The 25113-nt window shown below is 62.7% G+C and carries 16 protein-coding genes; 7 read left to right on the forward strand and 9 right to left on the reverse strand.

Going from position 1 to position 25113, the window contains the following annotated elements; all coding sequences use genetic code 11:
* Positions 1-57 precede the first annotated feature (57 nt).
* The 4 genes from BUS42_RS29520 to BUS42_RS29530 are packed head-to-tail and all read left to right on the forward strand — an operon-like array spanning position 58 to position 5258.
* Positions 58-4044 (forward strand): cobaltochelatase subunit CobN, encoded by a 3987-nt coding sequence (locus BUS42_RS29520; protein ID WP_254053874.1) that lies wholly within the window; start codon positions 58-60, stop codon positions 4042-4044.
* Positions 4041-4277: a hypothetical protein gene (locus tag BUS42_RS45540; protein WP_254053875.1), complete on the forward strand. Its 237-nt coding sequence runs from the start codon at positions 4041-4043 to the stop codon at positions 4275-4277. Before BUS42_RS29520 ends, BUS42_RS45540 begins: the two co-directional genes overlap by 4 nt.
* Positions 4274-4918, forward strand: coding sequence for a MotA/TolQ/ExbB proton channel family protein (locus BUS42_RS29525; protein ID WP_074313017.1), 645 nt, complete (start codon positions 4274-4276; stop codon positions 4916-4918). The genes BUS42_RS45540 and BUS42_RS29525 overlap by 4 nt, the downstream gene beginning before the upstream one ends.
* Positions 4911-5258 carry a DUF2149 domain-containing protein gene (locus BUS42_RS29530; protein WP_074313019.1) on the forward strand — a complete coding sequence of 116 codons (348 nt, stop codon included), beginning with the start codon at positions 4911-4913 and terminating at the stop codon, positions 5256-5258. The genes BUS42_RS29525 and BUS42_RS29530 overlap by 8 nt, the downstream gene beginning before the upstream one ends.
* Positions 5259-5266: 8 nt before the next feature.
* Here the strand turns inward: BUS42_RS29530 and BUS42_RS29535 are convergent, their stop codons facing one another.
* Positions 5267-5893: a hypothetical protein gene (locus tag BUS42_RS29535; protein WP_074313021.1), complete on the reverse strand. Its 627-nt coding sequence runs from the start codon at positions 5891-5893 to the stop codon at positions 5267-5269.
* Positions 5894-6354: 461 nt separating this feature from the next.
* Here BUS42_RS29535 and BUS42_RS29540 point away from each other — a divergent pair, with 461 nt between their 5' ends.
* The gene (locus BUS42_RS29540; protein ID WP_083670782.1) at positions 6355-7785 is read left to right on the forward strand and encodes a TAXI family TRAP transporter solute-binding subunit; all 1431 of its coding nucleotides are present in this window, start codon (positions 6355-6357) and stop codon (positions 7783-7785) included.
* A gap of 162 nt (positions 7786-7947) precedes the next feature.
* On the opposite strand, the gene BUS42_RS29545 is transcribed toward BUS42_RS29540, so the two are convergent.
* The gene (locus BUS42_RS29545; protein ID WP_074313023.1) at positions 7948-10554 is read right to left on the reverse strand and encodes a patatin-like phospholipase family protein; all 2607 of its coding nucleotides are present in this window, start codon (positions 10552-10554) and stop codon (positions 7948-7950) included.
* A 343-nt stretch (positions 10555-10897) separates the two neighbouring features.
* On the reverse strand, positions 10898-11659 hold the full coding sequence (locus BUS42_RS29550; protein ID WP_254054022.1) for a 3',5'-cyclic-nucleotide phosphodiesterase: 762 nt from the start codon (positions 11657-11659) through the stop codon (positions 10898-10900).
* A gap of 208 nt (positions 11660-11867) precedes the next feature.
* Between BUS42_RS29550 and sthA the strand changes: the two genes are divergently transcribed.
* Entirely contained in the window at positions 11868-13268 is a 1401-nt protein-coding gene (sthA, locus tag BUS42_RS29555) for a Si-specific NAD(P)(+) transhydrogenase (RefSeq protein ID WP_074313027.1), read from the forward strand.
* A gap of 362 nt (positions 13269-13630) precedes the next feature.
* Here sthA and BUS42_RS43185 read toward each other — a convergent pair whose 3' ends face one another.
* The 5 genes from BUS42_RS43185 to BUS42_RS29575 form a co-directional block, all read right to left on the reverse strand.
* A complete protein-coding gene (locus tag BUS42_RS43185; RefSeq protein ID WP_143206560.1) occupies positions 13631-13888 on the reverse strand; it encodes a hypothetical protein in 258 nt (85 codons plus the stop codon).
* Between the two features lie 225 nt (positions 13889-14113).
* Positions 14114-15307, reverse strand: a complete 1194-nt coding sequence (locus tag BUS42_RS29560; RefSeq protein WP_074313029.1) for a TlpA family protein disulfide reductase — start codon at positions 15305-15307, stop codon at positions 14114-14116.
* A gap of 409 nt (positions 15308-15716) precedes the next feature.
* Positions 15717-16859 (reverse strand): VWA domain-containing protein, encoded by a 1143-nt coding sequence (locus BUS42_RS29565; RefSeq protein ID WP_074313031.1) that lies wholly within the window; start codon positions 16857-16859, stop codon positions 15717-15719.
* 45 nt (positions 16860-16904) lie between these two features.
* Complete coding sequence (locus tag BUS42_RS29570) at positions 16905-18332, reverse strand: sigma 54-interacting transcriptional regulator (RefSeq protein ID WP_074313033.1); 1428 nt, start codon at positions 18330-18332, stop codon at positions 16905-16907.
* A gap of 188 nt (positions 18333-18520) precedes the next feature.
* Complete coding sequence (locus BUS42_RS29575; protein WP_074313035.1) at positions 18521-19510, reverse strand: ribose-phosphate diphosphokinase; 990 nt, start codon at positions 19508-19510, stop codon at positions 18521-18523.
* A 342-nt stretch (positions 19511-19852) separates the two neighbouring features.
* Here BUS42_RS29575 and BUS42_RS29585 point away from each other — a divergent pair, with 342 nt between their 5' ends.
* The gene (locus BUS42_RS29585) at positions 19853-21937 is read left to right on the forward strand and encodes a thioredoxin-like domain-containing protein (protein ID WP_074313039.1); all 2085 of its coding nucleotides are present in this window, start codon (positions 19853-19855) and stop codon (positions 21935-21937) included.
* A gap of 246 nt (positions 21938-22183) precedes the next feature.
* Here the strand turns inward: BUS42_RS29585 and BUS42_RS29590 are convergent, their stop codons facing one another.
* Positions 22184-25051, reverse strand: a complete 2868-nt coding sequence (locus BUS42_RS29590) for an Hsp70 family protein (RefSeq protein ID WP_074313041.1) — start codon at positions 25049-25051, stop codon at positions 22184-22186.
* Positions 25052-25113: the final 62 nt, after the last annotated feature.

Here is a 25113-nt window from a genome sequence, read left to right on the forward strand (position 1 = left end):
AACCGATCCCGCAACGGCAGCACGAGACAACATGCACGTTCACACCAGGATTCACTCATGATAACACGTTCTCTCGGGATCCTGATTGGCCTCCTCATGGTCCTTGGTGAGGCCCCGGCGTGGTCTCAGTTCCCCCAGGATGCGCCCCGGATCGCCTTCATCGGCTTGCACGGCGGAGTCTTCGAGACGCTCGAAAGCTTTGCCAAAGGGCTGAACCTGCGTGTGGAGTACATCTCCGACGATCAGATCGCCCAAAAGGCGAGCGACCTCTCTGTCTACCGCCTGGTCTTCATCCAGCACACGCGAGAAGAGGATCAGGACGCCTACCGCGACCAGTTCCTCGCGGCCAAGCGTGCCAATCCCGCAACGCGGATCTTCGCCGTGGGGCGTGAAGGGAGCGCGGCGGTCGCCTTCCTCAAAGACCGAGGGGACGCCAATCCGGTCGAGACTGACCCGGAAGTCTCGAAGTATTTTCCCCGATCCCGCGAAAACCTCCGCCGGTTCCTGATCTACGTTTCGATCAAGTATCTCGGCCAGGCCGGGGAAATCCTTCCTCCCGCCGAGTCCGACGAAACGGCGACCGGCCCCTATCATCCCGACCACGACGGGCGATTCGAATCCGTTCCCGCGTTCCTGGCCTGGTCGTCCACCAAGGGACGCGAACCAGGCCGGCTCCCGCGCGCGGCGATCATGGTTCACACCGCCCACCTCGACTATCAGCAGCCCCGGGTGGTGGACGCCCTGATCCGTTCGTTGGAGGCGAAGGGGGTCCTCGCGGCCGGTTTCACCGACGGCGGCCCCCAGGCCGCTGACACCAAGCCGGTCGACACGTTCAAACCCGACGTCATCATTCACACCTGCCACAGCGGTGAGACCGTCGAAGAACGGACCAGGCTCGACGCCCCTCACATGCATTCCCTCTTCTTTCGACGGAACTCGATCGACTTCTGGCAGCACAACCTCGGGGGGTTCACCCAGGGCGACGCCGCCTTTCAGGTGATCGGTCAGGAACACCTCGGCGCGATCGAACCCCTGATCGGCGCGGGGACCGTCCACGGCGGTGGGAGTGCCGAATCGTTCACGCCGATTCCCGAGCGGATTGAACACATCGTTAAGCGGGCCTTGTCATGGATCGCGCTCCGCAAGACACCTCACGCCGAGAAACGAATCGCGTTCGTTTACTACGACCGCGAAGCCGGCCAGAACGAGCTGATGCGCGGCAGCGCCACCGGCATGCACCTCCATGCGCCCAAGAGCATGGTCAAAGTCCTCAAGTCGCTGAAGGCCGACGGTTACTCCCTGAATGCCGTCCCGAACCATGAGAATGAGTTGATCGACTGGCTCAAGGAGCGGGGACGGCAATACGGCATGTGGAACCAGAATGATTTGAACCGCCTGGCCACGAGCGGTCAGGCGGTCCTGCTTCCCGTCGCAACCTACCTCGAGTGGCTCAACACACGCGTTCCCGAAGCGGTCCGCGGCGAGGTCGCCAAGCACTGGGGGCCTGCCCCCGGCAACGCAATGGTCTGGAAGAATGACCAGGGCCAAAGCTTCATCGTCATCCCGCGAATCGACCTGGGCAACATCATCCTCCTGCCCCAGCCGTTGCGCGGCGAGGGTCAGGATCCGAGCTTGCTTCACCAAGGTTTGACGCCCCCGCCTCACAACTACATCGCCACCTATTTCTGGCTTCAAGAATCGTTCAAGGCTCACGTATTGGTCCACTTCGGCACGCATGGCTCGGAGTTTTTCCTGCCGGCTAACCCAGTCGGGCTCTCCGACCGCGACTGGCCGGACATCCTCATGGGTTCGACACCGAACATCAACCCCTGGATCATCGACAACGTCGGCGAGGTCGCCCCCGTCAAACGGCGGGCCTATGCAGTGACGCTCGGGCACCTGACGCCGCCAATCGTCACCGCGGGCCTCTCCGACGACCTGCTCAATCTCCATAGTTTGATCGACAAATGGGACAGCCTCGAAGCCGGTGCGCTCCGCGAAGGGTTCCGCCGCCAAATCACGTCCGACGTCGTCCGGCTCCACCTGGCAAAGGAGGCGGGACTGGCCGAGGAACCACGATCGCCGCTCACGCCCGAGCAGATCCACCAAGTCGTCGAGTACCTCCACGACATCGAAGGCGAGACAACCCCGATCAGCCTCCACGTTCTGGGCGAGCCGCCCCGCGACGATCTGATGGTTCCGTTCCTCACGACAATCCTCAAGAGGAAATTCCTCGAGGCGCTCGGCCAGGTCGTGCCCGTCCCTCCGGAGGAGACCCGCCTCCCTGGTGATCGCGTTCTCTACCTCCGCCACAAGGCGGAAGAAGCCGTCGAACTGGTCGTCAGACGTGACCTCAGTCCGATGGACGCCGTCACGGCCATCGGCGGCAAGTCAGGCGCAAACCTACCGCCCGAGGTTCAGAAAGGGCTCGTGCTCGCGATCGACCTGAATCGCCGGTTCGCCAAGACAACCGACGAGATCGACAACCTCCTGGCCGCCTTCGACGGCCGCTTCATTCCGCCCGGCCCGGTCAACAGCCCGATCCGCAACCCAGGCGCCGTGCCAACGGGTCGAAATCTCTACATGCTCAATCCCGAGGAGATCCCGACCAGACCGTCATGGGAACTCGCCAAGAAGCTGGTGGATCAGCTCCTCGAGCGCTCGCTCAAGGAGAAGGGGCACTGCCCGGCGAAGATCGCGTTCGACCTCCGGCCACACGCCACGTTTCGTGACTACGGCGTGATGGAGGCTCAAATTCTCTATTGCCTGGGCGTCGAGCCCGTCTGGGACGAACGCGACCTGGTCAACGACGTGCGGGTCATCCCCTCCGAAATCCTCAAGCGGCCGCGCGTCGACGTCTTCATCGCCCCGGGCGGCCTGTACGCGCTGAATCTGCCCGGCCGGCTCGAGCTGATCGATAAGGCGATCCGGCTGGTCGCCGAACTGGCCGAGAACGACAACGTCGTCCGGATCAATTCCGAGCGGGTTCGCGAGGAGTTGACGGCGAAGGGTCTTGAAGCAGGCCGGGCGTTGGCGTTGTCCCGGGCCCGGATTTTCGGCGTCGCGCCGGGGGAGTATGGGTCGCCCGGCAACTTCGCGTACATCCAGCAATCGGGGTCGTGGACCACCCGCGACGAGGTGATCGCCCACTACCTGTCGCAGGCCAAGAACGTGTACACCAAGGGCCATTGGGGCGAACCCGCGCCGGAAGCGTATGACCGCCAGATCCAGGGGACCGACACCGTCTTGCGAAGCTGGTCCGACCACATGACCGGGCCGCTGGCCAATAAGTACATGTGGCTCCACGGCGGCCAGCTCGCGATGGCCGTCGAGCACCTGACGGGGAAGGCGCCCGAGTTCCTGCTCTCCGACGTCCGCGACTTCGATCGGGCCGGCGTCATCCGCGCGGAGGATGCGCTCGCCCGTGAGTTTCGCGTGCGACTCTTCAACCGCAAATGGATCGAAGGGATGATGAAAGAAGGATACGCCGGGGCCGACCAGGTCGCCGACATGGTCTCGAACAGCATGGGGTGGGAGGTCGTCCGCGAGGGGAGCATTCCGCGGCAGACCTGGGAGGAGATTGATGCCATCTTTATGAAAGATAAACTCGGGTTGTCGATCGGACAATGGTTCGAGTCGGAGAACCCATTCGCGTTCCAGGAGTTGTCCGCGACGATGCTCGAGTCGATCCGCAAAGGCTACTGGAAGGCGGATGCCGCGACGACGCGACGGTTGGTGGAAGCCTACGCCCGCTCCGTCGTACGGCACGGCGACAACGGTGGCTTTCGGAGCGGAGGGAACGGACCGCTCCGGCAATACGTCGAACGAACCCTGACCAACACCGGAGTCGCGGAACTGGCGGGGCTCGGAAACCAGTACCATGCACGGTTCGACGGGTCCGCCCCCCCGTTGCGCCCGTCGCCGGCTTGGTTCCGGCCCCCGGTCCCGGTCCCGGCCCCGCGCCCGTCGCTTCCACGGCCCTGGGATCCACTCCGCCGCCGCAGTCGTCCCCCAGCCAGGGCCAAGCGAACGGTTCGGAGGTGAAGCCGCAACCCGAGGTCGCGAAACCGCCGACCGAGAGCCAGGCGAAGGCCGACGCCCCTCCTGCCAATTCCTCCGCATCGAACGCCGCTCCGGTCCGCGGCCAACGCCTCGAGCCCTCACCCCCCGCAACGAATCCGAAGCCGGGCGCGGCGGACCTCACGGTCTGGGTCCTCGGAGGAGCCACCTTGGTCCTGATCGTGGGCGGATTCCTTTGGGGAAGGAGGGGGGCATGACCGATCGGCTTGTCGAAATCCTGTTCATGGTCACCGGCGTCCTGCTGACACCGGTGCTGGTCGTCCTGGCCGTCATGTCGGCCGCCACCCTCTGGATGCTGGGCGGTCTCGCCCGCGAGGCTCTCGAGCGCCGGCGGGCACGATCGGTTTGGAGAACGTACCTGGCCAGCCTCAAGGCGGGGAGCGACGAGGAGGGCGCCGCGTTCCGCCAACTGACTCTGAGCGGCGACCCCGCGCGATTTCAGGCCTGGTTTCGCGCGGTGGATCATCGGGGCCAGGCCGGCCTGAGGAAGGGCCTCGACGACCTCGAGATCGAGATGGCCAGGCGCCTCTCCTGGCTTTCGTTTGCGACCCGCGTCGGCCCCATGCTCGGCCTGGTCGGCACCCTGCTTCCACTCGGCCCCGCGCTCCGCGGCCTGGCATCGGAGGACCTTGGCTCGCTGGCCGAGAACCTCGAAATCGCGTTCACCTCGACCGTCTTCGGGCTCCTGATCGGCGGCCTGGCCTACGCCGCGAGCGTCCTTCGTCGCAATTGGTACGACCAGGATCTCAGCGACCTGGAATTCGTCCTCGATACGATCCGCCCCAAGCAGGAACAAGCCTGCCTCGAGAGTCCGATCGGAGCGCCTGCTGATGCGTGATCGCCGTCCGCGCCGCTGGGAGACGCGCGAAGAGAACGACCCACTCGCCGGCCTGGTCAACCTGTTCGACCTCTGGATGGTCTTCTCGATCGCCATCCTGATCGTTTTCGCGGGGTCGACCCGTCGGGCCACGACCCCAAACGGCGCTCCATCCCAGGCAGGCGATCCCCGATCGGTCAACCTGCCCCGGGCGCAATCGATCAAGCAATATCGCGTCAGCCAGGAGAAGCTCGAAGGCTCCGGTGAAAAACTCGGCACCGCCTACCGCCTTGCCTCCGGCGAAATCGTCTGCGTCCCCGATTCCGATTCCACCGCGGGCCGGCCCGCACGATCGGATTGACCCTCTGACTAGGCCCTCCAAAGGACGTCGCCGAGGAAGGCCCCCCCGACACTCGGCGTGTCGTAGTTGTGCCGTTGGCCCCAGAAATCAAACCCAATGGCGGGTTGCCCGGTGTACTTGAAAGTCTGATTCTCTTCCAGCGGGACGATGTGGATATTGGCGTCCCAAGGGTCGCAAACCGTCGCGTACTTCTTCCCCATGAAGGTGCGGACCGTGTCAACCACCACCCAGTGGCCACCGCCACCATTCCAGTCGATCCCGACAATCATCGGCTTGACCGAGATGACGACGCCGAAACCGCCCGTAACCCCCACCTCTTGGATGATCTTGCCCGGGACATCGCTGGTCGCCAGCCGTTTGAAGTTCCAGCCGGTCATCTTGAGGTCAGGGTGATTCAGCACCTGAAGAATCTGCGGGTTACTGAACCCCCCAGACCCCAGCGGGTTGGGACCGAACATCGCCGTCGCTTTCGCGAGGATGTCGGCCTCACTGAACAACGCTTTCGTCCCCGGGGCAATCTTGTTGATCTTGAAGGCGGCCATGATCACACAGGCCACCCCACACGAGATTTGCTGCTCTTGCCCGAAGACCCAGTGGACGTCGCCGAACCGCGAGATCCGAGAGAACCACGCCATAATTCCCCCTGAACCAAATCCGTTCGGCCAAAGTAGGACGCGTACCCTTGCGCCCGACCTCGGCGTAGAAGAACGCGGCTCAGTGGCGTTTGTGACGGGAAACCCCGAAACTGGCGTTCTTCCCTGTCATCGAATCCCCTGAGACCAAAGACGCGCGGATGGCATCGTGAGAGGCGGAATCCAGCAATGTCGGGCGTATCTACCTTTTGCCGGGATAAGTCGGGGCTGCCCGTTGCGACCGAGGCAACGGGCAGCCCATCATCAGTGTGGGGAATCCCACAATGAAGGTGGGAGTCGAACCTGGATGATTTCGCCCGGCTTCGCTCAACGGGTGACGAGGGCGAGCTGGGACGAGCCGCGTCGCGTCATTCGCACCCGGAATGGGCTAAGATTGAAGACCTCGACGCCTTCGGAGTCGCGAGCCGTCTGGCACTTCCATGGGGATTTCTGGAGATTGGGCTATGTCATCCTCATCTTTGCCAATCGTGACGCCGCCAAGGCACCGCAGCCAGGGCAAGCCCGCGCTCGCCGCTTGGGTTTGGGTCCTCGGTTTTTGCCTGGCGGTGCTGATTGCGACGTACATGATCTTCGTCGAGCCGCCACCGCCCCGCAAGATCGTGATCGCGAGTGGAGGCCGGAACGGGGCCTACTTCCACTTTGCCCAGAAATACGCCGAGGAATTGCAAAAGGAAGGACTGTCCGTTGAGGTGCGGGAGACGGCGGGTTCGGTAGAGAACCTGCGCGCGCTGGGGCAGGAAGACTCGGGCGTGGCGGTCGCCATCATTCAGAGCGGCCTGGCCAGCCCCGACGAATTACAGCGGTTTTATGCCCTGGGGAGCCTCTACCGCGAGCCGTTGTGGGTCTTCTACCGCGGCGACAAGCCGCTGGAACGCCTCAGTCAGCTCGCGGGCAAACGTATCGGTGTCGGTCCGCCGGGCAGCGGGACCTACCCGATCGCCATGCAGTTGCTTGCCGCCAACGGTCTGATCGACTCCAAGACCGCGAAGGAAAATTCGCGGGCGGTGCTGGTCCCGGAGAAAGTCGCGACTGCCGCCAAGGCGTTGCAGAACGGAGAGTTGGATGCCGCGTTCTTCGTCGCCGCCTTCGAGGCCGACTACATTCAGGACCTCCTGAACGATGGCCGTGTGAGTCTCCTGAATTTCGAACAGCACGAGGCCTATCATCGCCGTTTTCGATTCCTGTCCCCGGTCACCGTGCCGGCAGGCTTGGTGGACCTGGGCCAGAACATTCCGAGGCAGGATGTCGCTCTGCTGGCGCCCACGGCCGTGCTGGTGGTTCGTAAGGATTTCCACCCCGCCCTGGTCCCACTCCTGCTCACGACCGCCACCCGGATCCACGGCAAGGGGGACGCGGTTTCCGAACCGGGTGAGTTCCCCTCCTCCTCGTATTGCGACTTCCCCGTGAGTGACGACGCAAGGCACTTTTACAAGTCCGGCCCGCCCGTGCTGCAGCGACTCCTCCCGTTCTGGGTGGCTTCGCTGGTCGATCGGGCCAAGGTCATGCTCATCCCGTTGATCATGCTGATGATGCCGTTGCTCCGGGTGACTCCCCCGCTGATGCGCTGGCGGACAAGGCGGAAGATTTACCTCTGGTATTCCGACCTGCGAGAAATCGACCAGCGACTGATCACCGGGCTATCGGGCCCTGAGTTGGACATGGAACTCACGCGGCTTCAAGACATCGGGAGCCAAGTGGCCTATGTCGATGTTCCACTGAGCTACATGAAGGAGTTTTATCACCTCCGCTTGCACCTGGCGATGTTGCAGCAGCACGTCATCGAGTTGCTGGGGCGAGCCGACTCGATTGCGGGGGACCCGAAAACGCAAGAAAGCCATGAAGCCTCCTCAACAGAATCGGTGGATGCGTTCTGACTCAAGGTGTCATCGATCCTGGTCGGCTGAAAATCGACGCGACATCAGCGGAGAGGCCCGCCTTGCTGTCGCGTTCGATCCGGCAGGCGGCGACGAGGAGACATCAACTGAGATAATCCATATCCGTACTCCCGAATCGAGCTTCTCACTGCCTTCGAGTCCCTATTCCGATGCGGAATGTACGCCAGCGAGGGGAGAGTAATCATTCTTCCACCAACGCTTCAGGCTCTGGAGACGTTCGTAGTTCATCGCCCGCTCGTACTGCAGGTAGAGGTATGCCTGACGTCGCGCGTTCTGGTTGGACTCGCTGGCGGCGGCCTTGAGGTTCTTGAGACGGGCGAGCCGCCGCTCCTCCTGATGCTCCTCGCCGAAGGTCGCGACGGCCGCGGCTTCACTCGGGATGGCGCGGTCCATGGCGCGCTGCTCGGCTACGGTCAAGTACCACGACATCGCGACCTCGGTCGTCACCAATTGCGACGGGTCGGAGTCGTCTTGATCGGGCCAGTGTTCCTTGTCGTCAATCGTGACGTTGGCCGAGTTCTCGAAGATGACGGTCGTAAAGAAGGCCTTGTTGTTGGTTAACCGTTGGAACACGTCGCACAAGGCGGCCACCTGCGCGTCATTGCGGAACATCGACGACGAGACGCGGGCCGCGAGGAACCCGTCGGTGACGCTCGTGAAGAACTGGAACCCCTTGAGGGCCTTCTCCATCGCGCTGGCGACGGGGAGTGGATAGCCAAGGCGATCCCGCCGGCTCACCGAGTCGCGAATCTGTACGAGCAACACACCCGAGCAGTGGTCGGCCAGCCATTCGCGGTTCATCGAGATCCAGGCCGCCGCGACGTCCACGCCGTAGTTGTCGTAGTATCCGGCGTCCACGACGCGCAACGGCGGATCGCTCGGCAGGTTCACGGCGGGGGAGACAAAAGGAAACGTGGCACTCATTCGCGCGGCCGTCGCGAGCCGCAGCCCCCGGTCCTGCGCGGCGAACTTCTTATAATACTCGGTCGCCGAGAGCGAGTACGGCCGCAACTCGTTGCCGGCCGTCTCATCCTCCGACAGGGCGGCCGCCCGGTTCTGGGCCATGGCGCGAGGAGGAACGCCAGTCGGAGTGTCGAGCCGTCGCAGGTCGAGATTGCTAATCAGGAGGCGGCGGCCGTCGTCCACCGTCATCGGCGAGAAGATCAGAGACGGCAATCGACCTGCCCCCTCATCGTTCCGCAGGTCGGCGAAGGGCAGGTCTTCGAGCCCTCGCCAATCGCGCTCCAACGCCATGCCCCGGTCGTCGCCGACACGGAACGGCAGGAACATCTTCACCGGATCGCGCAGCGTGATGTGCCGCGCGACGGGCCAGAGGCTCTGGAACGGGATGGAGCGCGGGAGGTCGAACTTCCGGCCCGAACGGAGCCAGGCGACGTAATACGACGCGCCCACCATGCCCCCCGACGCCCCTGAAATCATTCGGACATGGTCATGGAATTGGCCCAGCTCAGCCGTATTTTCGAGCCGACTCAGCACGACCGTGCTCCAGTAGCCCGCCCGGATCGCACCCCCGGACACACAGACGACCACAAGCTTTGGTTTATCAGCGCCCTCACGTTCGTGGATGTATGCCAACCAGTTCTTCAACGCCAGGTCGTTGGAGGCGAGATGCTTGTCCGGCGTGTCGTCGCCGAAATTCGCTTCCTCGTTCACCAGCGTCGCCCGGGTGGCGTACGAGAGATTCTCAAAGCGGAGCTTGAAATCGTTGTGATTGGCCAGGCCGATCCAGACGAAAATCCCCAGCATCAGCACGACCCGTTGACGCCAGCGGACCAGCGAGACGACGGCTGCGGTGAGCGATGCCATCCCGAGCAGGACGCAAATGCAGAAGGCCGGCGAAAGGCCCCGGTAGCCGACGGACTGAAACCACGGAAGCGGGGCGTCGAAATCGTAGAACAACGTCAAGGCCGACAGCCCGTACACGGTGATCATCACCAGGAAGAATGTCACCATCGTGACTCGCTTGCGTCTTCTGAGGGCCGAAGTTGGGTCGGTCGCATCCGCGATGCGCGCCTCGGTCCACGGCGACAACGCATCCACCAGGGGCCGCGATAGCTTTCGGGTCACCCATGGGAATGTGTAGATCCCAAGCTTAATCATGCCCAATCCGAGTGCGACACCGCCGCACCAGATGGCCACCCCAACGAGCCAGGCCCACGGGTTGCGCGTCACATCGGGCAGGCCGTGGAACCAGGCGTGCTGTTGGCGCTGGGCGTCCACCACGGGCGCATACTTCGGCACTCCCGAGCAAAACCAGGCCCCCGGAAGCACGGCTGGAAGCACCAGCACCGTCAGAAATGGCAGTCGCATGAGCCGGAGGAACCGGGTCAACTCCCAGGCCGTTGGTGCCTCATCTCGGCCCCGCTCTAAGAATGCCCAACGCCATTTGAACGACCACCGGCTGAGGAAATCCGCGACGCGCTGCATCCCGACCTGATGCTGATCTTCATCGAGCAAGAAATACGAGCTAATTCCGATAATTGCAAGCAGTAAGGTCGACTCCGTCGCCGCGAGCAATCGGGTCACCGGCTCTTCGTTCCAAAACAGGTAAGGGATTCCGATCGCGTTCCCGATCTGGCCATACACGATCGCGTACAACACAATCAGGATGGCCGCCTGGCTTGGGTGATCGGCGAGAAACCGCAGCAAACTGCCAAGCAACTCCCGATAAACGAAAACCAACCCGGCCAACACAAGGAACGCCAAAACCGTCTGGAAATCGTCCAAGGCCACACTCCCGTTGAAGGGGGCCGAGCCCCGATAGCAAGCACGGCGAAGCGACTCCAGAGGAACTCGGAGCGACGATCGTAGAGCTTCGCCGAACCCATCATCAATTCGTAAGCAATTCACGACCTGTCAGCGGCCAGGATCGGAATCTTTCCGAAGGGTAGGCACGGCCCACCGGGGCTCGCCTCTGCGGGACAACCGTCACCAATTCATACCAACACGCTGGTCAAAAGGTGTTCCTTGGAGGTGAGCCTTCAGCCTGACATGATTGTCTAACAACATAGAAATTCAGGTGTGTGAGAATGATGGTTTGCGGGTTTATTGGTGTGCGAAAGGCTGCATTCTACCACTCGTAGGTCATGCCGAACTGGCCGATTTGGAGGCTGGATAGGTCGAGCTCGCTCAACTCTCGGAGGATCTGCTTGCGGTAACGCGCCTTGATGTGGACGGCGATGATGGCCGCTTTCCGCTTGAGCTTTTGGACCTCGAGCCCGAACAGGGCGGGGGTCAGGTGCTTGGAGATCGAGGCAAGTTCATTCATCGCGTTGGGGAATGCGGCCTCGAGGAAGACGGCGTCGAGGTGATCGGCCTGGTTGGCGTAGTTCCAGAGGAGGTCCGTCGGCCCTGTGTCTGAAGCGATCAGAACGGCGGATCGGGAATCCTCGATCAGGAAGCCGAGGGTCGGAACGACGTGGTTGACCGAGATCGGGGTGATCTTCAACCCTTCCACCTCGAGCGGTTGGTCCGGCTCAAGCCGCTCAAGCCTCAGGAAGGGGGCCGAGCCTTCGGAGAGGGCGACGAAGTCAGGCCAGGTTCGGTCGTTGAAGATGTCGCCCCGGAGGCTTTCGAGCACGGTATCGCTGCCGTGGATTGTGACGCAGTCGGATTTCCCCTCGTACGCATTCTCGACGAAGATCGGCAGGGTGGCCGTATGGTCGATATGAGTATGAGAAATCAGGACGTGTTTGATTTTTGCCTGCTTGCTCGGCGACCCGTGGATTCCCAGGCTGCCGGCGTCGATGGCAACGGAATCGTTGATCAAGTACGAGATCAAGTATTGGCTGGGCTCTTCGCCATCCGTGACGATCGACGATGGCACGAGCATGACTTTCACGTGTGGAATTCCCTTAATGGACTGTGGTCCAGGGTAAACCGGCTCAGGCGGGCCGTCAACATGCCAGAACCGCGATCGAGTGGGGCCAGCCGACGACTTGACAGCCGCGGAACCGGGGCATAATCTCATGCCCGGCGGGCCAGTGGAACCGCGGCGCGATCTTTTATTCCCAATGGTCGAGAGAGCGGGACCTTCCCTCATGGATTCCAGCAAGTTCGACCTCATCGTCATCGGTTCCGGCCCGGCTGGCGAAAAGGGGGCCGCGCAGGCCGCCTATTTCGGCAAGTCAGTGGCTCTCATCGAGAAAGAACCGGACCTCGGCGGCGCAGCCGCCAATACCGGGACCCTCCCCTCCAAGACGCTGCGCGAGACGGCCCTGTTCCTCTCGGGGTTCCGCAACCGCGACCTCTCCGGAGTGAACCTTAGCATCAAGCACCAGGTCACGATCCGCGATTTTCTGGTTCACGAGCAGCACGTCACCCAGGAGGAGCGGATCCGGATTCTCGACAACCTGTCGCGGCACCGCGTCAAGCTGTTCCGCGGCGCGGGCTCGTTTGTCGACCCGCACACGATCAGCATTCGCTCGAACGATGGGAGCGAGACCCGGATCCAAGGGGATGTCGTTCTCATCGCCGTGGGGTCGTCACCGTTCCGGCCGCCGATTTACCCGTTCGACGATCCGCGGGTCTGGGATTCGGATACGATCCTCCAACTCCAACATATGCCCAAAAGCATGCTCGTTGTCGGCGGCGGAGTGATCGGCTGCGAATACGCCTGCATGTTCGCGATTCTCGGGATCGAAGTCACCGTGGTCGAGCAGCGTGGCCGGGCGGTCGGCTCGCTCGACGCCGAGATCGCCGCCTCGCTCCAGGCTCAGATGGAGTCGATCGGGATCCGCTTCATTTTTAATGACTCGGTCGAATCGGTTACGGCGAACGAAGCGATCGACGTCCGGCTCAAGTCGGGCCTGGAGTTGCAGCCAGGGGCGATCCTGGTCTCGTCGGGGCGGAACGGCAACACCCAAGACTTGGGGCTGGATCGGGTCGGAGTCGCGGTCAACGAGCGGGGCGTGGTGCGGGTGAACGCACAGTATCAGACCGAGGCGGCTCACGTGTACGCCGCGGGGGACGTGATCGGCTCCCCGGCCCTGGCCTCCACCGCGATGGAGCAGGCCCGCGTTGCGATGGTCAACGCCTTCGACCTGAAGTACAAGAGCGACATGGCGGTGATTCTGCCCTACGGCATCTACACCATCCCCGAGTGCTCGATGGCCGGTGAGACCGAGGAGTCGCTCCAGAAGCAGGGGATCGACTACGTGGTCGGCAAGGCGACCTACGACTCGAACGCGCGCGGTCACATCATTGGCGACGACAAGGGATTTCTTAAACTCCTGTTTGCAACCGAAGACATGCGGTTGTTAGGAGTTCACGTCATCGGTGAGCAAGCGACCGAACTCGTCCACGTCGGGCTGACGGCCTTGCTGCTCAAGCAAGGGGCCGACCTGTTCATTCGGACCTGCTACAACTACCCGACGCTGACCGAACTCTACAAGTACGCCACCTATGACGCGCTGGGGCGTCGGGCCGCACTTCAAAAGTAGCCGGTCCAGGCGTGCGGGAAAAAAGACACTTCTCGCGGATCACCACCGCAGTTTTGACGTAAATCTTGCTGTAAATGGCAGTGAATCGCGTTTTTCTCGTTCCCACGCTCCGCGTGGGAATGCCGTCTTGGACGCTCCGCGTCCTCTGGCGACTGACATTTCCAGAATCGAAGACGACGCAGAGCGTCGAAGACGGCATTCCCACGGAGGACCGTGGGAACGAGGGGGGATCTCAATCCCTTCCGTGGTGGTGATCAGCGGGAAGTCTCGGAAAAAAGATGGTGGGCACGGCCCACCATGGATACGGCGATGCCGAGGCGAAAGTTTTTTTACGCGTTCAGTTCATCACTATATACAGCAAGTCATTCGATTGCGTAGATGTCAAAATGCCCGCATTTGCTGCATCGATATGGCACCATTTTTGATGAATCAAAAACAAGGTTGGATTGTGCGTTGGAGATTCCTTGGCGGAAGGCAGTCAACGGGTTCTTCGCCGTCTGTTCTCCCGGAATAACGAACTCCATGCGCACATGTTCAAGAAGTGGAGACCCTGAAAACCGAATGATGCCTTGTTGTTTCGTCCCGCCGCACATAGAGCATACTTGTTTTGCATCGTTCATGTTGCGAACTCCACGGACGTCGGAGCTAACTTGGTGGGGGAAAGGATCCTCTCTCGGGGGGGGGGGCAGAAAAGGGGACGGAGGGAATTATCGTAATTCGCTCTTCAGGGCCCATTTTTATTGAGAATTCCCTCCGTCCCTTTTACTGCCTCGTCCCCTTTACTGTCCCCCGCGGTTATCTATCAGAAGATCAAAGAATACCAAGACCAACGGCTTAGAACGGGGTCATTCGCCCTTCACGCCGGTCTCGGCGTCCAGGAGGAGTTGCTCCACCGCCTCCTCCAATATCTTGCCCTTGAGGTTTTCGTGTCGAATGATCCCGTTATGGTCGATCACAAAGGTAGTTGGCCACGCGTGAACGTTCCATGTCTTTGAGATCGGTTCATTCTTTGCGCCTGCATCCTGCCAGGATCGCCAATTGATCTGGCGCTCTCGTACGGCTCGCCTCGCGGCGTTTCTGTCTTGATCTCCATTGACGCCGAGCAGGGCGAAGGGTTTACCCTCGAATCGCTTCACCATGGCACGCTCGTGGGGAACCATCGCCATACAGGGGCCGCACCATGTGGCCCAGAACGTCAGCACCACGACCTTCCCACGATACTGAGTCAATCGGAACGGAACGCCGTCCAAGTCATCGGCTTCGATCTCGGGAACCGTTTTGGAAATGGCAAGCTTCGACAATTGGAAATAGTGTGGCCTTGCCAGGTCGGTCATACGTGTACCGGACCATTCGACATCGCCGAAATCGCCGACGATTTGCTCGAGGAGCCCAATCGCGTCGTCCTTCAGCCGGTCAGAATCCAGTTCCTTGAGGTAGCCCGTCGACCCCTTGCCGAAGTTTTCCTCGAGCCGTTCGATCCAGTCGGCGTCCATTTCTAGGATCGCTCGTTCGCGGAGCCACTTCTTGAACAGCGCCAACTGGAGGCAGGCCATCGCACGAGTCTGTCGGTTGGGACTCTTGTCGAGGTACGCCCGTAGCCACTTCTCGGCGACTGGCATGGGCCAGAGGGTCACCTGCGTCGCGGTCTCCACGAACTGGACGCCGTGGAGATCCAAGTGGTCACGCGACAGGATGCTGGCAGCCTTCTGAGCTTCCTCTGTAAAGCGGCCATGGCGGACCACCGTGGCGAGGAAATCCGCAGCCACGGGTTCCTTTGGATTTCGCTCGGCCCAGCTCACTAGCCTGACAGCATTCGATACGGGCTTGGGCCGCTTCTCTTCGGCTTGTTTGTACTGCTCAGGGATCTTGGACTGGTGCAACGCCTTGACGTACTCGTCGAAGTCCTTCGCGTACCGGCTGACGACCTCGCGTGCTTCTTCCCTGAGTTGAGCGTCCTGGTCTTTGGCATCACTGAACGCGAGGAGTTCTCCCGGCGTACACAGGAGGAGGCACCTACACATGATGGCGAGACTCAGCATTGGCAAGCTCCATAACGCGTCGTTTTTCGGGGTTCGCTACCCTCGCTGGCTTCGCCCCACTGATGCTGAACGTCAGGCTCGCGGGGCCCAGAAGTCGCGATCGTCGAGCATCCGATCGGCCAGGAGTGGCTTGTCCATCGGAGACCCCCCAACCAGATCAACGCTCGAATCTGTCGCCAGCCCTTAGGATAGCCGGCCAGCATCTCTGCGACAAGTGTAAAATGTAGGCCCTCCGGATTGAGGGGGTCACTCCTCGGAACGGAAAAAATCTATCGAGCTCTCTGGCGGGTCGTTGAAAAAAAGAGGGTGGGCCGTGCCCACCCTTAAAGAGATCGCATGTGAACTCTTGTAGGGTGGGCACGGCCCACCATGGATCCCGCGATTCCGATGCGAAAACCTCTTGATTCGCTCAGCGGCTCATTCGGCGGCTTCGTCGGCCACCGATGAAGCTGTCGAAGACGTACGAGCCCAGGTCGTCGGCCGAGCAGTAGGCGGCGACGCCCTGGGACACTCGCGCCATCTCCTCGACGAAGTTGACCAGGCCGAGATAGAAGTAGTCTTCGATCAAGGCGAAGCTCGACACCCGGATCCCGGCCGCGGCGCAGCGGCGGACTTCGGCGAGTGTGTGCGAGGCCGACTTTTCCGAGGGCGGGTAGATCAGCACGACTTCGCGGCCTTCAAGGTGCGCGGTCGGCTCGCCGTCGGTAATGACGATGATCTGCTTGTTCTGCGCCCCTTGCCGGCTCAGTAGGCCACGGGCCAGGCGAAGCCCCGCGTGAATGTTCGTGAAGTGCTCAGGGACGCGCTTCGGTGGATTATCGAGGTCGAACCGCATCCGGACGTGGCTGTCGAAGAGGCTCACCGGCTTGGGGGCCGAGTTGAGTAATTCTCGCTCGGTGATCCGGTTCGCGTAGGTATAGAATCCGACCATCTGCAACGTGTCTTGCGAGTACTGGGCACGGACCATCGCCTGAAGCGCCATGGCCACCTTCTTGGTCATGGCGTACTTGCCGTAGCGGCCCATGGAGCCGCTCATGTCGATCAGCACGACCGTGGAACAGCGCGACTGGAACTCGGTGTCGTGAACGACGTAATCCTCGTACCGCAAGTGGATCGGTGATCCCCCCCCCTGGCGGACCAGGCCGTTTTTGAGGGTTTCGTGGAGGTCGAGGTTCGCCAGCGAATCACCGTAGACATAGGGCCGCGAGTCGTCGAGCCGGACGGTGCCCTCCCCTTTCTGGGGCGTGTCGTGCTTGCCGACGGCGTCGCGCTGAAAGGTCTGGAACAGGTTTGATAATGCACTTTCCTGAATTCGTCGCAGTCCTTTGGGACTGACCTGCCACTTACCTTCGTCGTCCTGCTCGATCAAGCCTTGCTTCTCGATCTGCTGAAGCAGGTCGGGAATCTCATCCTCCTCGAACTCGTCGAGGTTGCGGAGGACCTGTTCGCCATGCTGGAGGAGGTACTCCGAGAGCTGGTCGAAGGCCTTGTCCGCCGACTGAGGCTGGAACTCTTGAGAGCCGTCCCACTTGCTGTATTCGTAGAAAGACACAAGCACTCCTTCCTCAGTTGGGCGCGAGCTTCAGGCGTTCGTCCATCAGCGCTTGTACGAGGTCGACCCGGCCTTGGACGACTTGTTCAGCTTGTTGTGGACGTGCAGCCCTTCGAGGATGAACTCGGCGGCGGCGGCGATCGAGATGTCGCGGGCGTCGGTGTCGGTCAGTTCGGGCTGAACCTGGCGTGCGAATTCATCGGCCCGCTTGCGGAGGTGAGGCACTTTCTCGATCCGCGCAAGCACCTCCTTGGCAGGAAGCGTGTCGCCCATCTCGATCCCATTGCCCGACTCGAAGTAGCCCACCGCGGCGCGGAACTCGCGGGCGTCGAGGTGCTGAGCGAACACGTTTTTGACCGCCTCGTCAACGATCCGACTGATCAGCTTATCCTCATTCCCATCGTCTTCGGACATCGTGAGCTCGAGCTTGCCGCGCGAGCTGGTCGCCACGTGGGCCAGGTCGGAGACCCGCGGCACGATCCAGCGTTCGCCGCAGAGCAACGCGCGACGCTCGGAGTTGGAGACGACGTTCTCGAGGTTGGCGATCGACATCCGGACCGAGACGCCCGACTGCTGGTTGACGTGCGACGACGCGCGTGCCAGTCGCGAGATCTCTTCGATAATCTCTTTGACGTAGATGGGAATGGCCAGTTCGCCGCCGGTCCGGTCGAGCCAGGCGTTCTGGTCGCTGATTGCGATCCCCAACTCGCGCGTCAAGGGATAGTGGGTGCGGACGACCGACCCGATCCGGTCCTTCAATGGCGTGACGATTCGACCTCGGTTGGTGTAGTCTTCGGGGTTCGCCGAGAAGACCATGCAGAGGTCGAGGGTGAGCCGCACCGGGTAGCCGCGGATCTGGACGTCGCGTTCTTCGAGCACGTTGAACAGGCCGACCTGGATCTTGGGCGAAAGGTCGGGCAGCTCATTGATGCAGAAGATCCCGCGATTGGTCCGGGGGATCAGGCCGAAGTGCATGGTCAATTCGTTCGAGAGGTAGCGTCCCTCGGCGTGCTTGATCATATCAATCTCGCCGATTAAGTCGGCGATCGTCACGTCGGGGGTGGCGAGCTTCTCCTGGTAGCGCACATCGCGGCCGACCCAGTCGATTGGGGTGGCATCGCCGTGGGCCGCGACCCGGTCGCGCGCCTCTTTGGAAAGCGGAGCGTAGGGGTGGTCGTTGACTTCCGACCCGGCGATGATCGGCATGGCGTCATCGAGCAGGTGGACGAGCTGGCGGAGCATCCGCGTCTTGGCCTGGCCGCGAAGTCCGAGAAAGAGGATGTCGTGCCGCGAGAGGATGGCGTTCTGGATCTGGGGGACAACCGTCTCTTCATAGCCGAGGATATCGGGGAAAAGCGGGCGACCCGCCTGGATCGTGGCGATCAGGTTGCGCCTCATCTCGTCCTTGACGGACTCCATCCGATAGCCACTTGCCCGCAACTCGCCCAGGGTTCTGGGCCGCTCCGTCGCCATACTGCACCCTCCGCTAGAACTGTCGGCGCGTTCAGGTAACGCCTCCAGTCATGCTAGGCAGCGGTCGTACCGAAGTCAACGCGGTCCAACCGAGGCGCAAAGCGAGGCCAACGCCGAGGGCGGCGGCTGGCCATGGCCCTCGGTGCGTGGTCGGATCGTGGTTCGCCTTGCTCGTTTCGAGCGCGGCGTCAGAAGTCGAAGAGCCGGCTGACGCTCTCGCGACGGTGGATTGACTGAATCGCCTCGGCGAACAGGCCGGCGACGCTGATGACCTTGCAGCACGGGGCGAGCGGCTCGAACCGGTGACCGATCGTGTCGGTGAGGACCAGCTCCTTGATGGGGCTCCGGGCAAGCTTCTCCGCCGAACCTTTGGAGAAGACGCCGTGCGAGACGCATGCGTAGATGTCGAGGGCCCCGCGTTCTTTACAGGCCTTGGCCATCTCGATGAGGGTGCCCCCCGAGATCGTGAAGTCGTCGACAATCAGGACGTTCTTGCCTTCGACTTCGCCGACGATGTCGAGCATCTCGGCTTTTTCGTCGTGCGAGTGCCGCACCTTGTTGCCGAAGACGACGTTGGTATGCATCATCTGCGCATACCGATAGGCCTGCTTGCCGAATCCGACGTCGGGCGAGGCCACCACCAAGTCGGGGATCTGTTTCTTCCGGAAGTAGTCGACCAGGACCGGCATGGCGTAGAGGTGGTCGACCGGGATCTTGAAGAACCCCTGGATTTGCGGGCTGTGCAGGTCCATCGTGAGCACGCGGTCGGCCCCGGCCGCCTCGATGGCGTCGGCACAGACCCGGGCGCGAATCGAGACGCGCGGTTCGTCCTTCTTGTCTCCCTTGGCGTAGGAGAAGAACGGGATCACCGCCGTCACCTGGGTGGCACTGGCGCGTCGGAACGCGTCGATCCAGAAGAGCAACTCCATGAAGTTGTCGTTTACCGGATACTCCGTGCCCTGAATGATGAAGACGTCGCGGCCGCGCACGTTCTCCAACACGCGGACGAAGACGTTCCCCTCGCTGAAGGTCTTGGTCTCGGATTGAGCCAGGTCGATACCGAGCTTGGCGCCGATCTCGCTGGCCAGGCTCTTGCTGGCCTTCCCGCTGAAGATTTTGAGCTCACCGAACGGGTCGTTGTCTTTGGACGAGGCGTTGCAGACGAGAGATTTATCCATGCCGGAAGTTCTCGAGCTGAACAAAGGCGGGAAAGACAGGGGCCACGGCGGCCCGTGGCTTGGGTGGCCTTCGAGGATCGGCCTCGCTTACGGTTCCTCGAAGAGCGGAAAGCCCGCATCCGGCGTTTGCCGCGACGCCTCTACTATACACCAGATCTTAACGATCCACCGGGTCCTCTACCAGCCAGGTCGAGCCCCACTCTCTTACCGGACCCGACTTGCCGAGGTCGACTCGGTCAAAATAATCCACCTTGGTTCGTTACTCCTCGATTACAATAATGTTGGAATTACGACTGTCGGAATCCCACGTTAATCCGTGCTGACAATGAGAGGATCGCTGGCATGCGTCAACCGAAGTCCATGGCCCGATGGTTTTTGAGCCTCGTTTTGACGTCGTCGCTAGTCTTGTCGATCGCGGCCGGTCTCCTGAAAACTCGGGCCGAGGCGGGCTCCCCGCGCACCGGTAAGTCGGCGTCGCGAACGATTCCGGTCGAGCGGACTTCGTTTCTGGAAACGCCCAAGTTGAGCCTCGAAGGGGGCGTCGATTGGATTAACTCCGGACCGATCCGACTCGAAGAGCTGCGCGGCAAACTCGTCCTGCTCGACTTCTGGACCTACTGCTGCATCAACTGCCACCACGTCTTGCCCGACCTCGCCAAGCTTGAACAAAAGTACAAGGACGAACTCGTCGTGATCGGCGTCCACTCGCCCAAATTCGACGAGGAGCGTCAGACGGAGAATATTCGTCGCAAGGTCGCCGAGTATCAGATCAAGCACCCGGTGATCAACGATGCCAACCAGGTCCTCTGGAATCGGTTCGGGGCCGATAGCTGGCCGACAATGGTCCTGATCGACGTGGACGGCACGCCCATCGGCAAGGTCAGTGGCGAAGGCAATTACGCGATCCTCGACCACGAAATCGGCCTCCGCGTCGCGAAGCACAAAGCCAAAGGGGATCTGAACACGACCCCGCTCCAGTTCTCCGCCGAGAGCGATAAGCCGGACACCGCGCCCCTGCTCTACCCCGGAAAAGTGCTGGCCGACGAGAAGACCAAGCAACTCTTCATCGCGGACACCGCCCACAACCGGATCGTCCTGACCGACCTCGACGGTCGGAAGGCGGTCGTCGTGGGCTCGGGGGGGATCGGCCTGGTCGACGGCGACTATGCCAAGGCGGAATTCAACCGCCCCCAAGGGCTCTGCCTGGTCGAGAACACGCTTTACGTGGCCGATACCGAGAATCATGCGATCCGGGCGATCGACCTCAAGACCAAGAAGGTCAGCACCGTCGCGGGCACGGGCCAGCAGGGGCATCGCCGGTCGGGAGCCGGGGCGGGGAAGGCGACCAGTCTGAGCAGCCCGTGGGACCTCGTCTTGATCCCAGGGACCAAGACCTTGGCGATCGCGATGGCCGGCACCCACCAAATCTGGCGGTACGATATTCCGTCGGATTCGGTCACCATCTGGGCGGGCGAGGGCCGGGAGAACATTGAGGATGGCCCCGTCCACACGGCCCTCTTCTCTCAGCCGAGCGGCCTGGCGACCGACGGGCACAACCTGTTCGTGGCCGACTCCGAAGTCTCGGCGATTCGTGAAATCGTCCTCGATAAGAGGAAGCCCGTGGTTCGTACGATCGTCGGCCAGGGCCTCTTCGTGTTTGCGGACGTCGACGGCAAGGGCGATGTCGTCCGGCTCCAGCACTGCCTGGGAGTCGCTTACGGCAACGGCAAGCTCTACATCGCCGACACGTATAACAACAAGATCAAGGTCTGCGACCCCGCAACCCGGGCGGTTGAGACCTTGGTCGGCAACAAGCAGTCCGGCGAGTCCAATGATCCTCCCCGGTTCTACCAGCCCGGCGGGCTGAGCGTGGCGGGAACGAACCTCTACGTGGCCGATACGAACAACGGTTTGATCCGCGTGGTCGACCTCGGCGAGAAGACCGTCAAGACGCTCGAGATCGCGGGGCTGACGCCCCCGACGCCTCCCAAGCGGAATCCCACCTTCCCGAAGGCGAAGACGGCCACTCTCGAGCCGACGAAGGTCGGACCCGGCAAGGAACTGACCTTCGAGGTGACCCTCCCCCTGGAGCCTGGCTACAAGGTCAGCCCTGACGTCGCGATGCCCTACCTGGTCGAAACCCCGGAGAAGATCGGGATTCTCGCCACCGCGGCGACGGGGGGGCAAAAGCTGGATCCGCCCGCGGAATCCTTCACGATCAAGGTTCCCCTGGCGGGGCCGACCAAGGCGGGCGATTCGTTCACGGTCAAATTGTCGGTCGGTTCGTTCGTCTGCAGCAAAGACTCGAGCCTCTGCGCCGTGAAGAACTACGTCTGGACGATCCCGGTCACCGTGGCGACCGGGGCACCCGATCAGATCCGAATCGGCGGATCGACGGCCGAAAAGAGCGTGAAGGCCACCGACTGACCGATTGCCGCCAGCAAAAAAGACAGGGAGCTGACGCTCCGCTCGCCTTCCAGGCGAGCGAAATCCCTTGAACTACGATTGGTGTCGTCCCTTGGTCGTTGTTCCTCGCTCGCCTTACAAAGGCGAGCGGGGAGCGTCAGCTCCCTGTCTTCCGACGGATGAAGTGCCCCCGATCACGTGGCGACAGCCTGGCAAAATGCGCGCATTACTTTTCTGACTTGCAATCATCTCCAAGATTCACCGGTCTCACAAACCAGCGGTCCCGGTCCCCTCCAGGAGTCTGAGACCGACGGGGAGAGCGTCGCCCAGGGCTTGCCCTTGTTGCTCCGCTTCGAGTTCGTGGTACTCGCGCACGGGGCGGCGGATGACCTCGTCGGCTCCGAGTTCTTCGAGGCGTTTGAGAACCTCGGCCCGTAAGGCTTCATCCAGGTCGCGCGCCCGGTCGCCCGAGACGCGCGCGAGCTGGGCCAGGGCGAAGATGGCGTCGGTCGTCTCGCGGCCGGGGGCGAACGGACGTTCGAGCAACGAGCGCGTCCAACGCTCGGCGGCCTCGCGGGGGACGACCGTGTTGGCCGGCCCGTACAGCAAGACCCGAGCCCCCAGTCGGCCGAGGCACCAGAGGAGGTGGTGGGCCACACCCTCGCGGGGCGACAGCTCTTTTACGAGTACGTTGCCGTAGGAGACTTTCAGGTCGGGGGCAAGGCGCTCGAGGCTGGCGGCGCACCGCCACATCTCGGCGAGCTCGTGCGCCTCGGGGCGAGGCCGGCCCCCTTTTTTCGCCGCGGCGGCTTTGCTCGGCACCAGGAAAGGGACCAGGCGGCGCGAGATCTCGTCGTGGTGGGCGCGCGACAGGCCGGCCGAGACCCGGCGCCAGAGGATCCACCACTCGGCCCAGCACTGGAGGTCCTTCGCGTGGCGGACCCCCTGGTGGAAGACGGGCCAGGCGGCCTTGATCCGGGTTTCGTCGAGCGGGTAGCCGGTCCCGGGGCGGAGGCAGAACCCGGCCAGGTTGTACCAGCGCGACTCGTGCCTTGGTCCTTTGAATCGCGCCTCGGCCAAGTCGCGCAGCGGCTCCCACATCGCCCGCAAGGCCGAGGGGGGCCACTGGTCGCGGGGGGCGTCGAGAAGCTCCTCGAGCCGTTTGATCAGCCGGGACGGACCGAATTCCTCGCTCGGGGTGACCGGGCCGAACGCCACCTGGATCGCCTCGATCGCCTTGTCGAGGATCGACTGCTCGATCACGACGCGATCGTTTTCCCGGTCGGTGACGGTTCCCGATGGAGCGGGAGTGCCCGCCGGCCCTCGGAGCTGGATCTGCAATCGCCAGCGGCGGTCGTCGGTGCGCGACTGGCACCAGAGCTCGATCGTTCCGACCTCGGTGACTCGGGCGGCCAGCCGCACCGGGACGCGTTCGGCCTTCGCCTTCCGGCCGACGCGCATCAGGCTCTGGAGCGGGGGGAGCTCGCGGATCGAGTCGGGGTCGGTGGCGACCAGGTCGCCCGGCTTATCGTCGGCACGGACCGAGCTGCTCGCCAGCGGAAAGGCGACGGGTTGGCCCATGAGCAGGTCGAAGTCACGATTGTCGATCGCGATCTCGTCCCCTTCCTGGGCATCGCGCGGGACGACGCAGAGCCAGGGGCGATCGACCGTTTCGGCCTGGAAGCCGACATAAAACGAGCGTGCCGTTCCGCCGCCGATTCGGATTCCACCACCGCGCCGGACCACCCCGTAGTAGGCCGCCCCGTAGGCGACCGCCAGGTCGAGCGACGCATTCGAGAGGACGCGCGGGGCGTACGGCGCCCCTGGATCGTCAGGAAACCAGGAGGAGACCACCTCAACCAGGCGGTCACGAACGACCGTGGGTGTTAGCGCTCCCCCATTGAAGAGGATGGCGTCAGGTCGTGCCGGACGGTCGTCGGGAGCGTGCCCCCCCTGCCCGACCACTTCGGCTCGATGCCGACGCAAAAACGCGTTCAAGTGCTTCGGGATCGCCGGGTCGGAAACGAACGGCAGGCCGAACTCTTGCAATCCGAGCTTGGTCACGCGGTCTGGTTCTTCGCCGCGGGCGACCTTGGGGAAGAACCCGTCACGCACGATCTCAAGCGTTTCGCCCCGCGTCAGTTCCGACTGGATGCTGCCGCCGATGATCTTCGAGCCGCGACCGGCGATCGTGACCGGCCAGCGCTCGACCGGCAGGTCCCCGTCCCCCAACAGCTTCTCTTTGGCCGTGCGGCAGGCGTGCCGCAGGGCGCTCCACTGCTCGGCGTCGAGTTTGATGCCGCCCAGCTTCTTCTCGACCCGGTGGGCCAGCGCCAGGTCGATGTTATCGCCCCCGAGCATCAGGTGGTCGCCGACCGCGACCCGGCGGAACCCGGGACCGGTCGGCGTCTCGACGACGGTGATCAGGCTGAAGTCGGTCGTGCCGCCGCCGATGTCGCAGACCAGGATCAACTCGCCGCCGCGCACCTCGCGCTGCCAACCTTCCTGGTGGGAGACGATCCAGCAGTAGAACGCCGCTTGCGGCTCTTCCAGCAGGATGATCGTTCCGAGTCCCGCCTTCTTCGCCGCATCGACGGTCAACTCGCGGGCCGCTTCGTCGAACGAGGCGGGGACGGTCAGCACGACTTCTTGTTGTTCCAGGCGGAGGGTCTGGTCATCGCGAGCGAACTGGTCGTTCCAGGCGTCGCGGATATGGCGGAGGAAGTCGGCCGAGGCCTCGACCGGCGAGACCTTGCGTGCTCCGGGCGGGCTGGCCCAGGGGAGGATCTCCGCCTCGCGATCGACGCCGCTGTGACAGAGCCAGCTCTTGGCGCTGGCGACCAGGTGTGCGGGCACCTTGGCCCCCTGGATCCGCGCGAACTCGCCGATGATCCGATCGGCGTCGTCCTTCCAGGGGAGCCTGGCCGCGCCGGCGGGCAGGTCATGCGTGCCCGGCAGATAGAGAAACGAGGGGAGCATCGGCCGAGGCGCCGTCTCGCCGGGCGCCACCAGTTGGGGGACCGAGAAGAGGCGGATGTCGGCCGTGGGCCGTTCCCGCCCCTTAGTATCCACATACGCCACGGCGCAGTTGGTTGTCCCGAGATCGATCCCGACGATATAACGTGAGCGTGCCATTCCCAACCGATCCCCCAAGGTCGCCGAAGCTAGACACCCGATATTTTAGAGCTTCGGGATCG

Source organism: Singulisphaera sp. GP187 (assembly GCF_900129635.1).
Classification (GTDB): Bacteria; Planctomycetota; Planctomycetia; order Isosphaerales; family Isosphaeraceae; genus Singulisphaera.